14 protein-coding genes are annotated in these 14,999 nt (G+C 38.2%); 10 read left to right on the forward strand and 4 right to left on the reverse strand.

Annotation, left to right across the window (positions count from 1 at the left end):
• Window positions 1–281: 281 nt before the first annotated feature.
• The 3 genes from E4K68_RS01525 to E4K68_RS01535 all read right to left on the reverse strand — a co-directional run bounded on the left by E4K68_RS01525 (window position 282) and on the right by E4K68_RS01535 (window position 2,358).
• Complete coding sequence (locus tag E4K68_RS01525) at window positions 282–920, reverse strand: nitroreductase family protein (RefSeq protein ID WP_135376973.1); 639 nt, start codon at window positions 918–920, stop codon at window positions 282–284.
• Between the two features lie 75 nt (window positions 921–995).
• Window positions 996–1,715, reverse strand: coding sequence for a DUF169 domain-containing protein (locus E4K68_RS01530; RefSeq protein WP_135376974.1), 720 nt, complete (start codon window positions 1,713–1,715; stop codon window positions 996–998).
• 217 nt (window positions 1,716–1,932) lie between these two features.
• The gene (locus tag E4K68_RS01535; RefSeq protein WP_135376975.1) at window positions 1,933–2,358 is read right to left on the reverse strand and encodes a MarR family transcriptional regulator; all 426 of its coding nucleotides are present in this window, start codon (window positions 2,356–2,358) and stop codon (window positions 1,933–1,935) included.
• Between the two features lie 1,389 nt (window positions 2,359–3,747).
• Here E4K68_RS01535 and E4K68_RS01545 point away from each other — a divergent pair.
• The 10 genes from E4K68_RS01545 (at window position 3,748) to E4K68_RS01590 (ending at window position 14,276) form a co-directional block, all read left to right on the forward strand.
• A complete protein-coding gene (locus E4K68_RS01545; RefSeq protein ID WP_135376976.1) occupies window positions 3,748–4,038 on the forward strand; it encodes a hypothetical protein in 291 nt (96 codons plus the stop codon).
• Between the two features lie 1,867 nt (window positions 4,039–5,905).
• Entirely contained in the window at window positions 5,906–6,235 is a 330-nt protein-coding gene (locus E4K68_RS01550; protein ID WP_135376977.1) for a hypothetical protein, read from the forward strand.
• Between the two features lie 617 nt (window positions 6,236–6,852).
• Complete coding sequence (locus E4K68_RS01555) at window positions 6,853–8,064, forward strand: HpcH/HpaI aldolase/citrate lyase family protein (RefSeq protein ID WP_135376978.1); 1,212 nt, start codon at window positions 6,853–6,855, stop codon at window positions 8,062–8,064.
• A complete protein-coding gene (locus tag E4K68_RS01560) occupies window positions 8,009–9,418 on the forward strand; it encodes a phosphoribosyltransferase family protein (protein ID WP_135376979.1) in 1,410 nt (469 codons plus the stop codon). Before E4K68_RS01555 ends, E4K68_RS01560 begins: the two co-directional genes overlap by 56 nt.
• Window positions 9,411–10,526, forward strand: coding sequence for a cysteine protease StiP family protein (locus tag E4K68_RS01565; protein ID WP_135376980.1), 1,116 nt, complete (start codon window positions 9,411–9,413; stop codon window positions 10,524–10,526). The genes E4K68_RS01560 and E4K68_RS01565 overlap by 8 nt, the downstream gene beginning before the upstream one ends.
• Before the next feature lie 11 nt (window positions 10,527–10,537).
• A complete protein-coding gene (locus E4K68_RS01570) occupies window positions 10,538–11,362 on the forward strand; it encodes an HAD hydrolase family protein (RefSeq protein ID WP_243450211.1) in 825 nt (274 codons plus the stop codon).
• A gap of 227 nt (window positions 11,363–11,589) precedes the next feature.
• Window positions 11,590–12,375, forward strand: a complete 786-nt coding sequence (locus E4K68_RS01575; RefSeq protein ID WP_135376981.1) for a TerC family protein — start codon at window positions 11,590–11,592, stop codon at window positions 12,373–12,375.
• A gap of 28 nt (window positions 12,376–12,403) precedes the next feature.
• Window positions 12,404–13,018, forward strand: coding sequence for a TerD family protein (locus tag E4K68_RS01580; RefSeq protein WP_135376982.1), 615 nt, complete (start codon window positions 12,404–12,406; stop codon window positions 13,016–13,018).
• Window positions 13,019–13,042: 24 nt separating this feature from the next.
• Window positions 13,043–13,621: a TerD family protein gene (locus E4K68_RS01585; protein ID WP_135376983.1), complete on the forward strand. Its 579-nt coding sequence runs from the start codon at window positions 13,043–13,045 to the stop codon at window positions 13,619–13,621.
• Window positions 13,622–13,697: 76 nt separating this feature from the next.
• On the forward strand, window positions 13,698–14,276 hold the full coding sequence (locus tag E4K68_RS01590) for a TerD family protein (RefSeq protein ID WP_135376984.1): 579 nt from the start codon (window positions 13,698–13,700) through the stop codon (window positions 14,274–14,276).
• A gap of 96 nt (window positions 14,277–14,372) precedes the next feature.
• Here E4K68_RS01590 and E4K68_RS01595 read toward each other — a convergent pair whose 3' ends face one another.
• Entirely contained in the window at window positions 14,373–14,786 is a 414-nt protein-coding gene (locus E4K68_RS01595) for a hypothetical protein (RefSeq protein ID WP_135376985.1), read from the reverse strand.
• Window positions 14,787–14,999 lie beyond the last annotated feature (213 nt).

Raw genomic sequence — 14,999 nt, forward strand, 5'->3', positions numbered from 1 at the left:
CGTATGTATCAAAAAGAAAGAATGAAGATGATACTGTGAGCGGCTAGTGATGGAAGAAGATTAAGGATTTATTACAATCGCAAAACTGGTGAAAGATTTTATTGCGAAGAAAAGAGTATCTAAGTTTCTACGCATTATCCCACGAATGCGTAGAATATTCTTTCGCTTGACTCAAAAAAGTCAATTTTCCGAGGAGACATTATATTTTCGTTAAACCTGATAAGCAAGATTTTATCAGAAATCTGTTAATCCGTTAAAAACAAGGAGGTTTCTGTAATTCTTTAAATATACCAAGTGGATACTTCCTCACCAGTGGCACGGTCCGTCTGTGGCGGATTTTGGGCAGGATAGCCAATAGCACATCCATCTAATCTATATTCCCCAATAGGGATATTAAGCAGATTGCAAAACTCAATATCTTGTTCCATTTGGGTAGTTATTGATACTAGATGAAAACCAAGGCCTAGAGATGTCGCCTTTAACCACATATTTTCCATACAGTAGGCAATGGATTGATGTTGAACATCTGGAATTCCTCTTTTTTCAGCAACCACAATATAGTATGGTGCGCTTCCAATACCCAAAGGACCTTTCTGAGCAGTCATTTCTAAACGCTTTAGGAATCCTTGTCCTTGAGCTTGTAGTAATGGATTGGAATTCATTTGGGATTTAAATTGTTCGGCTAGGATACTCGCCCGGTTTTTTACAACATTTGATAATTGACTAAGAAGTGGACTGCTTCTTGAAACAATGAAAAATCTTCGTCCATCCCTACCTGTGTTGGCTAACCCTGCAAAAGGAGCAAAAGCTCCTGCTTGTACAATGGCTTCAATGTCCTGTTTAACAGGCATATCTGTAGTAAACATACGGATCGAGCGACGAGCTTTGATGATCTCATCTAGATTTTGGTTAAAAGACATTTAATCATTCCTCCGCATTTGAATTTATTCTAGTAGCTAAATTCGATCTATTTGAAAGCCTGATTTTAAGAAATACTATTCAATCCGCGCGGCAATTGGCAACCATGTCTCTTTAGTCAAAAAACTCTCATCCACTTGCTCTTCTAGTTCTAAAAATCGTTTATATGGGAAACTAAATGAAAGGATGTCTTTGTCGATGAATTTACGTGCCGAGGGATCGGTAAGCCCTATCATGCACTTTGGACTCTCTGCCTCCACTTGATCTAGAGCATAAAGTACCGACTGATGACAGCCAGCACCAAAGTCCACTTTAACATTGTCCTGGGTTGTTTTATCATAATTTGCGAACTGTACAAGAGCGGAAAGTTGGTCTGCATTAACTAAGAATATAATAATATCTGGGGTTTCGCCCTCAACCAATTTTTCTAACGGTTTGAAAACAATATAAGTTTTTGTGGCAACTTCGGGTAATCCAGTAGCAAATTTTGCTGCTAGTTCAGGACTCTTCTTATAAAATTCTCCTTCTCTATCACCTACACCGCCGGTTGACAAAAAATATTCAATAAAGCCCAATCGAAATCGGTTAAAACCAAGTCCAACTTTGCCACCCTGACACGCGGTCGTTTTCTCTTCAAAAACAGCGACGCGGCCTTTGGATGCGGCATTTAACATTGAAATTACGCAGCCCCATTTTCCTTCCTTAAACTGTAGGGACCCTTCAGGTTTGACATCTGTACGGAATACAGCAACGGGTTGGGTTTTAAGTTTTATGGAATCGGCAATCTTGCTTTTCATATTAACACTCCTTATTCTTATTTCCAATTATTAATCTAGCATGTCATATAAGTCGGGTTTTTCATTGCTAAGCAAAACAGCTACCGTTTCATAATGTAAACTCAATCCTTGAATTAAACGTTTTACATATTATTTACCTCCCTTTCGCCTTTATGACTATAACCAATGTCATTTATTATTAGTTGCGATGACAACTAAAATAATAAAAAATAGATAGCTACTTAAGATTATCATACATTTGATTTAACAGGTTTTTCATTTCTAAGACTTTATGTTTTTCTATTCCTATTGTTGCTTCCTCTAGTAATTGCATAGCTTTCGGAACTAATTCATCCCTTAATGCCCAGCCACGATTAGTCAAAAAAATTTGATAAGCTCTTTTATCTACCGGATGAGGCTTTCGAACAATCAATTCTTTCATTTGTAACTTTTCAAGAATGCGATTAGTATTTGGTTTATCTTTAAAGATGATATCTGCTAACTCTTTAGGGCTAGTACCTTCTTGAGCCCATAAACAGTTAAGTACAGACCATTGCTCTGGCGTAATATTATATTCATTGAATCGTTGAAATAATTTATTTTTAAGTTTTGTATTCGTCTTATTTAGAATAAATCCCAATGAATGATCTAACTTAAATTCCATCTATATCACCATCCCAGTTGTCTTGACAACTATATTATATATTCGTAGTTAATTTTCAGTCAATATGTAAGGCTCTATTTATTTTTTAGCAAAATGTATCAAATAATTTAGCTTCAAATTTTAAAGCGATTTTAAGATAGATTTGCGATTTCACGTTTTGCCCCTCATAACGGATAACCCGTATTACTGAAATCAGTTTTGCAATAATTACTAGTCGCAAAATAACACTTAAAATAAGCGCAAATTGCATCCTAAATTGACAGCGACATGATAGGATTAAAATGTGAGAGTGAAAGACTGTACAATAATCGTTTGTTTATTAATAAGCCACAGCACCTAACTTTCAATTATTCTTATACTGCGTAATGGGTTTTGGATTTTATATTTCTCAAACATTTGTGGACTAAAAAGACACGCTTAATACATATTTAAAGCGTGTCTTTTTTTAGCACACTACTAACTATAGATACAAATTATCTAACGGGTTCCGTTTTGAGGTGTAAAGTATCTGATTGGAATATGTATTGACCATCAAATGACAGAGTATCCTTAGGGGACTTACTAAAAAATTTCAATGTAAATCAACTGACTTACATTTTATGTAAAGGATCACACCTTTAATACGATGTGATCCTTTGTATTTTAATTCCACCGTATCCATTAAGCATTTCTTTAAAGATTTTTTAGTCTAGGGCCTCGAACAATTAAAGTTTCTAAATAGAACTCTCTCCATAACTTAATTATAACATATGTATATGGAAGGATTTTATTGTGAGACAAGAGAAGATGCACTGAAAAAAGTTCTGATACCCAAAGACAGTATGGCTTCTTGCGGAGGCTCTGCAACCCTTCGTGAAATTGGTTTGTAGGTCGCATTTCATAAATCGATCAAAATTTTGTCTGCGATTTCGACTTCGTTATACCCTGTGTAAAGCGCATAGTAGGTCACGACTGTTCTATGTTCGACCCTGAGTGTTCATTGTCGCAATCATGTCATTCGATCTTAAGCCTTGATATATTCTTCATACAAAGGTCACGAAATGGTAACAAATTTATTTTATGATAAGAGCAACAGATGATTACCCGCTACTTAAGCGGTTAATATAGAGCTTTTTCTCATTTCTTATCCTCCTACTTCTCCCCCTCATAGTGAGGGGGCTTTTTGTATTGTCTAAAGAGGTTCCCCTTAATTTTGCAGGAATTTCATGAGATGATTGGGTGTGCCCTGTATTAATATTTTTTTGATATTTAACGCAAATTGACGTTTAATCAAGGAAAGAAGGGTTAATAAATGTTTGGCTAAGGAAATAAAGACTTTGAATGCATACGGAGAAGTGAGTTTGAATTAGCAGCGATCATAACGATGCCGATGATGTAAGTGCTGGAGATTTGAGTAAGCGAATCATCGTCACGGAATTAGGAGCAACAACACAAGTGCAGGAGCTCTCCCGAAAAATAAACATGCTTATCGATAACTTCGAGTTAGCATTCAAGGGGACGACCCATGGACTTACTAAAATTATTTCAGCTACATATGAAGAACTTAAGGTTATTCGTGTTCAGAATGAAGGACTTAGTGAACAGGTTGAGCAGATTAAACAAATTACAATTGCAGTAGATAATACGGCGCAGTCAATTGAGAGCGTTGCTGTTTCGACTGCAGAAATTGCAAATTCCTAGGAATGCTTGAAGAACTACAAAGGGTATGTTTATAAAGACAAAGCGAGATGACATAGCTAAAGCCCTTAAAAAACTAACTATGACTATAATTCATACTCAACTTAACTATAATGAATTTGTTTTTATTATTCAAAAGCAATAATATATTAACAAAGAAAGTCACGAAGCGATAGTAAAGATCAAACCACAATTACTCGCTATTTTAGCGGTTAAATATAGAGTGCAATTTCCGATTATTCCACCTTTCATTTCTATACCCCTCCTAGCGAGGGGATTTTTTGTAAAGAAAAGGTGCCGTAGTGAGAATCAGAGTTAGTTATAGGGCATGGTTTTTGTATAAGGTGTAATAAAATGTCCCAAGATTCCAAGAAGTAATTAATTACCAAAATGTTAACGCAAATATGTAAATATGTAGTATAATATGTCGAAGGATGTATTTAGGCTTTTTCATGTAGTTAAAACTCTTGTCTGTCCGCTTTATGGGCGGTGGGAACTTTTTTAGATAATCTTGTCCCATATATTGGGCAATAACTAAGCCCTATGGGACATTGCGCAAAGGCCTCCGGACGCGGGGGTCTCTTTATGCTACTGTATATGGTTCTCTGAGAGGTGAGATTTATGGTCATTAGTCCAATGCTATTACACAAGGTAGAAGAACCCCTTTGACAACGATGATTGGGTAAGTGAATTAAAATTAGACAGGATTCGCTTACTCTACTCTACGATGAATGGTTCAGACTTTAAATACCAGACATGAAATGAAGTAACAGAACGTTCTCTCTAGCTTATTACAAATCAATCCCCAAGGGTACGATCCTCGATGGTGAAATTATTATCACTGACGAAATTGGCCGGAATTTGAAGCGTTGATGGAGAGGTTTCAAGTCAGGTACCTTGAATTTGCTAAGAAGGTTTTTGTGGATAGCAAAGGGAGGGCTTTGAGCCCACTAGTGGTTTTACCTATAACTTACCAGCATAGAATCCAACAATAACGTAATTCAACATGGTATAATAGGCCGAAGGGACTTTTGGCCCTTTAACCCTTTTCATGTAGCATTCCTCTTTTTTCCCTCCGGGGACAGCAATTCGGAGGGGATTTTTTCGAAGATCTAGTTTAGAAAAGACTCTTTTTACCTTTATAATATTGTGCAAAGATCTCCTTCGATGGAGATCTTTATTTTATTGGCTGGCTTATATTCTTAATATAATATTAAATATCTACAACTCTATTGTATTCTTATAGCAGAAGTTCGTACTTAGATAGAAAAACTACACAAAAAATATACTGTAGAACCATCCTTGCTGTGGGACGGTTCTACAGTATATTTTTTGTAGAAGATTTAGAAAAGGAGAGCTTAATTACTCTCTTTGGTTTTTGGTTTAAGGAACTACTTTAGAAAATTATATAGATCAGTAACCTTGTCATGTTGAAGCACAACTGTAATATTCGTAGTGTCAGGTCGCATCCTAACGCCATTGGTAGCCTTTTTAAGTCTGCTTTCCTGAAAGTCTGGACCCAGAATTGAAACTGCTTGATCAAATGTCATACCCTTGCGAGCTTATTGAATTGGTCTACTGAAAAGAGTAGAAGCGGTTTTGCCGGGCATGGTCTGAGTTTCGGATTCAAGCCTACCTTTATTAAGTCGAATATTAAAATCTTACTACCCGTCCTGTTAAACATTTTGATCGCTGATAATTTGCCATGTGCTATAATACGAATAATAGGCAAGTTGAAACAAGGGGGAATAAAGTAATAATTTACACCAATGACTTTTATAAATGTTATATAGGTAACTAAAAAACTAAGTATACCCCGTTCGATTAGTTTATGGACTTCGCTCCCCCTTAAATAAAAGGAGATGTAAAAATGAAAAAGATAGAGACGTTAGAAGATGCCCAATACTTTATAGACAACTTCAGGTATTTAGGGAAAGAATCAACAACCTTATACGGAGTTCAAAGTTGGAGTTATGAACGTAACCTGCTCAACGAAGATGGTCATTCGAAGGTTAACAGTTTGCCCGTGACCATTACGATCGATAAACAAAATAAACTTACAAAGTTTTGTTATACGAATGATGTTGGCAGAAAGGTAAAAGAATTGGTACCGTTGACTGCTCAAGATATTTTTGAGGATAGGGAACATATCAATTATGCTTTAGGTGTTCTTGATAGATCTTCTGGATCAAATCAATAACAAGGGCCTTCACTATTGTTTAAAAGCAAGAGATTGCAGCTGGGGAAACTATATGCAGTTGTGGTTAGCTGACAAATTAAAGAAATAATTATTAGGGGCAGCCTCTTCATAGAAATTACGTTTCTATGAAGAGGCTGCCCCTTTCTTTTGCTACGATACTTTATTGTCTCTTTTAAATTAAATCATCGTCATATTGATTATGTAGATTCTTCTAAACGCCAGCCGTCGAGGTATGAATAGTAGCAAATTTAGCCTGTTTAGATGCAAGTTTATTTTATCTTGCACAAGGAAAATGGCAGCATGTGGAGAAATGATACATGTGTACCAGTATTAGGAATGAGAATACTGTTGGTGTTTATGAGAAATTAAGGAGGAATAACTTTGGAGAAATTTCTATTTGTGTTGAGTCGCGGACTCTCTTTGCGTTTGATACATTAAACTGATATATTTAAACTAATTAGTACTAAAAACATATAAGAAGTCAATAGTTTTAAACAAAATACTTTGTGCTAAAAAGAGCATTAAAGTTCCTTAGAAGTTCTTCGATTGGACCTTAATAAACACTTATGACAATAGAAGAAAGGAGAGAAGTACTTCCATTAGGTTAGTACGAATAAGTGAGATATTTTAATTACTTGTCGAAAGAGGGTAGGGAAGCTACCTTCTTCAGAGCGCCGGAGTCTTTTGATAAAGAAACGCCCCGAGCGATACTTTCCTATGCGCTTGGAGCGACGCTCTATATGCCTGGGACACGTGAAACAATAGCTAGTGACATCATCACAAAGAAAAATATTGGTCTAGCCTCGACTGTGTTCTGCTTAGAAGATTCGATTGGAGATTTGGAAGTTGTCTTTGCCGAGGACAATATCATAAACCAAGTACAAAAAATTCATGAGGCCTTGATGAATCAGGAAATCGAGTCTGATGATCTCCCACTGATATTTATTCGGGTTAGAAATCCAGAACAAATCCTGAAGCTAACTGAGGGGATGGGAGATAGTTCGAAGATTATTACAGGCTTTGTTTTTCCTAAATTCACCTCGGAAAGTCATCGATATTTTGAAGTTATAGAGAGTTTGAATGACCGATCGACTGTGCCGTTTTACGGAATGCCCATTATAGAAAGCCATCGAGCTATTTACAGTGAATCGCGTGTCCATGAGTTGATGGAAATTAAGCGACTCTTAGATTCTTATCATAACTTGGTCTTGAATGTTCGAATTGGGGCGACGGATTTTTCGGGTCTATTCGGTATACGTAGAGGACCGGATGTAACCATTTATGATATTATGGTGATCCGTGATTGCCTCGCAGATATTACGAATATTTTTGGACGTGTTGAGAGTGATTACATCATTTCTGGACCAGTTTGGGAATACTTCGCAAATGTTGAAAGAGTGCTTAAACCTCAGTTGCGTAGAAGCCCCTTCGAAGAATTTCATAGTGACAATGGGTGTAGTGAGAGTAGTGGTACGAAGATTCGTAGCCAGCTTTTAAATAAGTATGTAGATGGTTTAATCCGAGAGGTGATTCTTGATAGACAAAATGGGATTGTCGGAAAAACCATTATTCATCCAAGTCATATCCTACCTGTTCAGGCATTATATGTTGTGGGGCATGAAGAATATTTAGATGCTTTGAGCATCATTGAAAACAGCCATGGCGAAAAAGGTGTCCTTAAAAGTCACTATACCAATAAAATGAATGAGATAAAACCTCATTATCATTGGGCCCAGAAGATTCTATTAAGAGCAAAGAATTATGGAGTGTTTAATGAACAGCACAATTTCATCTGTCTTCTCACCGAAGAAGCATATATACAATCTTGAAGGGCAAAGATTAACGGTTAAGATAACGAATAATCCCTTTGATTTCTCCCCTCATACGTTATTTTCCTTAGCAGCTAGGAAAAACAAGAAACGAGGATTTCTGTTTGTCAGCAATGTACTTGGAAAACATGTACCCGTCAATCCCTTTATTCCGATGTTGGCGGGGGTGGCACTCGCTGTTAAATTTCTGAGTGAAATCCATGGGGTGTATCATGCCGACACCCAAGCGATCGTAAAGGCCCTAAAGGGTGAAGAACCTGCGAAAAGAATTTATGAATTAATGGTACAACGATCACTTGTTGTCCTCTCGGAGGAAACTTTATTCATAGGCTTTGCTGAAACGGCCACTGGATTAGGGCATGCAGCGTTTAGCTTATTTGACAATGCTCACTATCTGCACACGACACGTGAACAGATACCTCTATTAGACTCGGAACTCAATTTTACGGAAGACCATTCTCACGCGGTTAATCATCGGTGTTATCCACTGGACACTAAGTCACTTGAGAGTTCAAAAATGATCGTTCTAGTTGATGACGAAATTACAACGGGAAATACGGCCCTGAATATTATTCGGGCAATCCACGGCAAGTTTCCGAAGTCGGATTACGTGGTGCTATCCTTATTAGATTGGAGAACGACAGAAGACCGATCGGTTTTTTCAAAGCTGGAACAACAGCTCGACACAAAAATTCATACCATTTCTCTCCTAAAGGGGGAAATAGCGGTAGATGGGGATCCTATTCGTGAGCCAATAGATCGTGTTGACTCTACTGTGGGGACGGATGGCTTCGAAGAAGCTCATGTTTTTCCAGAACTGAAGTTTCTCGATATTCCAGATAGGGTTAAAGTTTGTTCGAAAGACTCTACAGGGTATAAAAATGTTTCACCCTATCTGAAATTAACAGGAAGATTTGGCTTGTCGAGCAAAGACAATTTAAAACTTGTGCGATTAGCAAAAGACATCGGTGAAGAGCTAAAAAAAGATCGGATGGGTGAAAAGACACTTTGTTTGGGAACCGGGGAATTCATGTATTTCCCCATGCTCGTCGCTGCCCACATGGGAGAAGGTATTCGTTATCATTCGACAACGAGGAGTCCAATTTACCCTTTTGCGAAACCGCAATACGCGATTCAAAATGGCTTTGCTTACATTAGTCCTGACGAAGCAAGTATTACTAATTATCTATATAACGTGCCTTTGCAGTACTACGATGAAGTATATTTATTCATGGAAAGGGAAGTTTCTCACGAGCGATTGGTACCAATGTTAACGATTTTTCGAGAATTAGGTATTCCACGTTTGGTTTTAGTGATGGGTACATCAGGGAAAGAGGTGCCTTTAGATGATTGACAAATTCTTCGCTGATCGAATTCCAGATCCACTTTCCATAGGATGTTATAACACTAATGACGTCATCTTTCTACTTAAAAACCTTAATGGCTTATTGTCGGAAACTGATTTGGAAACGCGTGAGAAAAGAATCCAGTCGGGCGGTCATTATTCGGAAATGCTGCCGATCGAATATGTACCGAGCAAAGAGTACCTGAATCTTTTTCACGAGACGTTAAGTAAAAATGCTACTAAGGTCGCTGAAGCTGTCAGAGTGGTAGCTGAACTTATCCTGAAGAGGAACGGACCTAAGGTAGTTCTAGTTTCCTTAGCCCGTGCGGGTACCCCGATAGGAGTTTTAATTAAACGTTATCTTCTGGAAATTCACGACTTGGATTTACCACACTATAGTATTTCCATTATTCGGGGCAAGGGAATTGATGAAAATGCTATACTGTATATCTTGCAGAACCACCCTGAATCCAAGATCCAGTTTATTGATGGCTGGACAGGTAAAGGCGCGATCACAGCCGTTTTGAGCCAAGCGTGTACTGAGTTCACAGTTAGATTTGGTTACGAGTTAGATAGTGACTTAGCAGTTCTTGCCGATCCTGGGTACTGTGTAAAAACGTTTGGTACAAGGGAAGACTTCTTAATTCCCAGTGCGTGCCTAAATTCTACTGTCTCTGGGCTAGTGAGTCGCACTGTTTGTCGCATGGATCTTATCGGAGATAAGGAGTTTCACGGGGTTCGATTTTATGAAGAACTCCTGCAAGAAGAGGTATCCAATCTCTTTGTCGATACAATATCCGCGGAGTTTAAAAAGCTCAGACAATGCCCTTTTGGCTTTGGGGAGACCAAGGACCATGCTGAGGTTACCTGGCAAGGTATAAAAGGGATAAATACAATCATGGAAAAATTTAGGATTGAGGATATTAACTTCATTAAACCAGGCATTGGAGAAACTACGAGAGTTCTCTTGCGGCGGATACCCGAGAGAATTCTGGTGGATAATCTGGAAAACCCTAACTTGAAGCATATTCTACTGCTATCTAAGGATAAAGGGGTACCTGTTGAGGAGTACCCAGATCTTACGTATTCATGTTGCGGTATTGTACGGCGACTTTAATGGAGGTATCCATGTTATTTGCAAGCGACCTTGATCAAACCTTGATCTATTCGTATCGAACGCAGATGAGCCAAGGGATGATTGATCATATTCGACCGGTTGAATGGTTAAATGATCGATTTATATCCTATATGACTCAAAGCGCATTGAGCAAATTAAAGGAAATTTGCCAATCGATTCTATTTGTTCCAGTAACAACTCGGACTAAAGTTCAGTATCAGAGAATTAATTTTCTGGGATATGAGATTGCCCATCAATATGCAGTCACTAGTAATGGCGGAACAATATTTTGTCGGGGTATAGAGGATAGAGAGTGGAGCCGGCAGGTGTTAGAAGGCAGGACTCAATGTGCTGCAGCCCAAGATCTTATTCAGAAGTTTGAAGAAATCGCGGATCCGATGTGGGTGATTAAGGATTCGGGTAAATTAGCTGATAATTTATTCTATTATTGTTTGATCGAACGAGAGCAGGTCCCCGTCTCAGAACTGGCGGCTTTCAAAATTTGGGCTAGCGAGCATAACTGGGAGTTATCTGTACAAGGGAGAAAACTTTATCTTGTCCCTATAAATGTTAACAAGAAATTAGCGATTCAATATATCAAGGAAAAAGAAGGAATTAGTCGTGTTATAGCGGCAGGAGATTCATTATTGGATTTAGAGATGCTGAAAGCAGCGGAATTGGGTTTAGTACCATCTCACGGTGAGCTATATACGCATTTATTGCAGGGTGATTCAGGCTTAGGTGGGCTAAGATTCACGACTAAAACCGGGATCGAAGCGGCAGAAGAAATTTTAGAGGTTGTAGCCGAATCACTTATCCAGAAAACAGTCATTTAAGTATCTTTCAGAGTTTAATCGCAATTATTGAAACATATCAGTAAAGGAAAGATGTGGGAGAATTGAAGATAGTGTTAAGTGTTAATTACGAAAGTAGAAGTTTGAAATGTGAAAGTTATGTGAACATTGCCGTTAGGTATTTTTCAGGGTCAAACCTGTGATAATATATGTAATAATGTAAATGAAATAAAAGCAAAGTGCAATTTGGAACAAAATTGGAGGTACATATGGATTCGGTCGCGAACTTTTTCCAGGGGATCTTTGCGAGTTATGCACAGTTTTTTTCTTTAGATGCCCTTCTGGCAACATTGACTGACCCTGTTAGTCTTGGGATTATAGGATCATTAATTATCTTGGAAGGCTTACTATCAGCTGATAATGCGCTTGTTTTGGCCGTTCTTGTCAGAGGCCTACCAAAGCGGCAACAGAAGAAAGCACTGTTTTACGGTATTGGGGGAGCATATCTTTTTAGGTTTTTAGCGATTGGTTTTGGGCTTTATTTAGTTCAAATACGCTGGGTAAAGATTATTGGGGCACTCTATTTACTTTGGATGTCAGCTAAGTATTTCTTCTCTAGTAAGGACGAGGATGATAGCTCTATAGAAACAAGCGATAAGAGTTTCTGGGCCGTTGTTTTACAAGTTGAGTTAATGGATATTGCCTTTAGTATTGATAGTGTTTTAGCCGCTTTTGGAGTGAGTGGAAAGGTATGGGTACTTTTTCTAGGTGCTATTTTCGGTATCTTAATGATGAGGGGAGTAGCGCGAATCTTCCTGGTTCTGATAGAAAAATATCCTGAACTTGAGACAACTGCTTATGTCCTTATTGCTCTCATTGGTGCAAAAATGATGGCTTCGGTGTTTGGTTATCTTATTTCTGATGAGCTGTTTTTTATAATTTTGATTGTGGTATTCTTTAGTACGTTCCTTTTCCATTACATAAACGTTAAGCTAGGAAAATCAAACAACGAAAAAACTGACAGTGTTAAAAAGTCAAAGACAAAAGTATCTTAATTTGTTTAATAAATGAGGGGGATTAACAGTGGCAACAATTAACTTACAAAAAGGGCAAAAAATTGATTTAACGAAAGGAAACCCGGGATTAGCCAAAATTATGGTTGGTTTAGGATGGGATGAAGTATCGAAACCAAAATCAGGAGGTATTCTTGGTGGCCTTTTTGGAGGCGGGGCACCTGCGGCCATTGATTGCGATGCTTCCGCGATTCTGCTTGATGAACGGGGCAAGTTAACCTCAAAAGATCGTTTGGTCTACTTTGGCAATTTGAAAAGTGCTGATAAAAGTGTAAAACACAGCGGTGATAACCTTACAGGCGCAGGCGATGGTGATGACGAACAAATCCAAGTCGATTTAAGTAATGTCCCAAGTGCCATCCAAAAGATCGTTTTTGTCGTGAATATTTATGACTGTGTAAAACGGAAACAAGACTTTGGGCTGATTGCCAATGCCTTTATCCGTGTTGTAAATCCAGTTAATGGGCAAGAATTTTGTAAGTATAATCTAGCTGAAAGTTACTCAGGTAAGACAAGTCTAGTGGTTGCAGAGGTTTATCGCCACAATAATGAATGGAAATTCGCTGCAATCGGCGAAGGGACGAATGATGCATCCTTAAGCGAACTCATCCGTCGATATCAATAATTTAGTATAAGGGGGATAATTCAGATGGCAATTAGTTTACAAAAAGGTCAAAAGGTCGATCTGACGAAATCAAATCCGGGTCTTTCGAAGATCGTTGTTGGTCTTGGTTGGGACGTCAATAAATATGACGGCGGAAAGGATTTTGACTTAGATTCCGCTGCCTTTATGCTTAATACTGAAGGAAAAGTTGTCAATGATAAGGACTTTGTTTTTTACAATAACTCCACGAGCTCAGATGGTTCTGTCCTGCATACGGGTGACAATCGTTCTGGTGCTGGAGAAGGGGATGATGAACAAATAAAGGTTGACCTCTCTACAGTACCTAGTAGCATTGCTAAGATCTCCTTTGGCATTACGATCCATGAGGCAAGAGAACGTAATCAGAACTTCGGGCAGGTTTCCAATGCTTATGTACGCGTTTTAAATGAAGCATCCGGAGAAGAAATCATACGCTACGACCTTGGTGAAGACTTCTCAGTTGAGACAGCTGTGGTGGTTGGAGAGTTATATCGTAACAATACAGAGTGGAAATTTAATGCGATTGGTAGTGGCTATCAAAACGGTTTAGCAGGTTTGTGTAAAGATTTCGGGTTGGATGTTTAATCGATACATGTTCGTTTTTGGACCTTGTTATTATAGTCTATGGGCTCTATCTACTAGAATGAAAGAGGTGTTTTAGTTGATCAGTCTGCAAAAAGGACAAAAGATTGACCTTACCAAAGGAAACCCTGGGCTTGCAAAGATTATTGTTGGATTAGGTTGGGATACAAATAAGTACTCCGGTGGTTCGGATTTTGACCTAGATGCCTCAGCTTTTTTACTCGATAAGAGTAGTCGAGCAGGTGGGATTGAAGACTTTATTTATTACAATAATCTGGTCGGTGGAGACGGTTCAGTTAAACATACGGGTGATAACCTTACTGGAGACGGTGAGGGAGATGATGAACAAATCAAGGTTGATCTAGCTGCAGTGCCTGTTCATGTTGATAAAATTGCGATCACAGTTACAATTCATGAGGCGATACAACGAGGGCAGAACTTTGGACAGGTATCGAATGCATTTGTTCGCGTAGTCAATGAAGTCAACGGACAAGAAGTTATGCGGTATGATTTGGGCGAGGATTTTTCCGTAGAAACTGCATTGGTTGTTTGCGAACTATATCGCCATCAAGGGGAATGGAAGTTCAATGCAGTGGGTAGTGGTTTTTCTGGTGGTTTAGCAGCTCTTTGTTCGAACTATGGTTTACAAGTAGGCTAATTGCTTTTTAAGAGGCGCTTCAATATTTTGAGGCGCCTCTTTTGTATACACTTTAAAGGGCCAGAGCGTAATCTAATCGAAGAATCTTGTAGATCGCTAAAGGCACATATTTTTAGATTCTTGTAAAATCGAACTATGTTTTCTGGGTGTTATGATCACGGCTGTATCTTTAAATATGTAAGCTGAGACTTCATGGCCAGGAAAATAAGCGTTTAATGGCTCAAAGGTTGTTAAAAAACCTTCTCTACCTTGTTCAGTATACCCAAGGATTTGCAAGCGGGAGTTTAATTTATCAATGTAGTGTTCTCGGTTATCGAAGGAGACCGTGATTCGATCTTTTCTTAGATTCCAAGCAAGATAAAAACTCGCCAAGACTGAGAAGACATAACCATAAACTGTTAGCTCGATATTTATGGGAATGAACAGATTACTAAAGGAGAGAAGAAGAAATGGTGAAGCAATGATAACAAAAAATATAGTGTAAGTTTTTAGGAAGCCTCTGATTTTCATACTGTTCCTCCTAGCTGGACCAGTGTGGTCAGTTTGGTAATTTAGATTATTCTCCAACACGGTTGAAAGTTACATTTACATATAATTCTTAAAACTTTGTATTTCGGTTAAATACATCGAAATATGACTTTTATTGCTAAGTATCGTGCAATGGGCTGTTCTTAGCCGCTTGATATTTACAAAGTTATTGCTTATGATTAAATCGGAGTTCAT

The organism is Desulfosporosinus sp. Sb-LF (assembly GCF_004766055.1).
Lineage (GTDB): Bacteria > Bacillota > Desulfitobacteriia > Desulfitobacteriales > Desulfitobacteriaceae > Desulfosporosinus.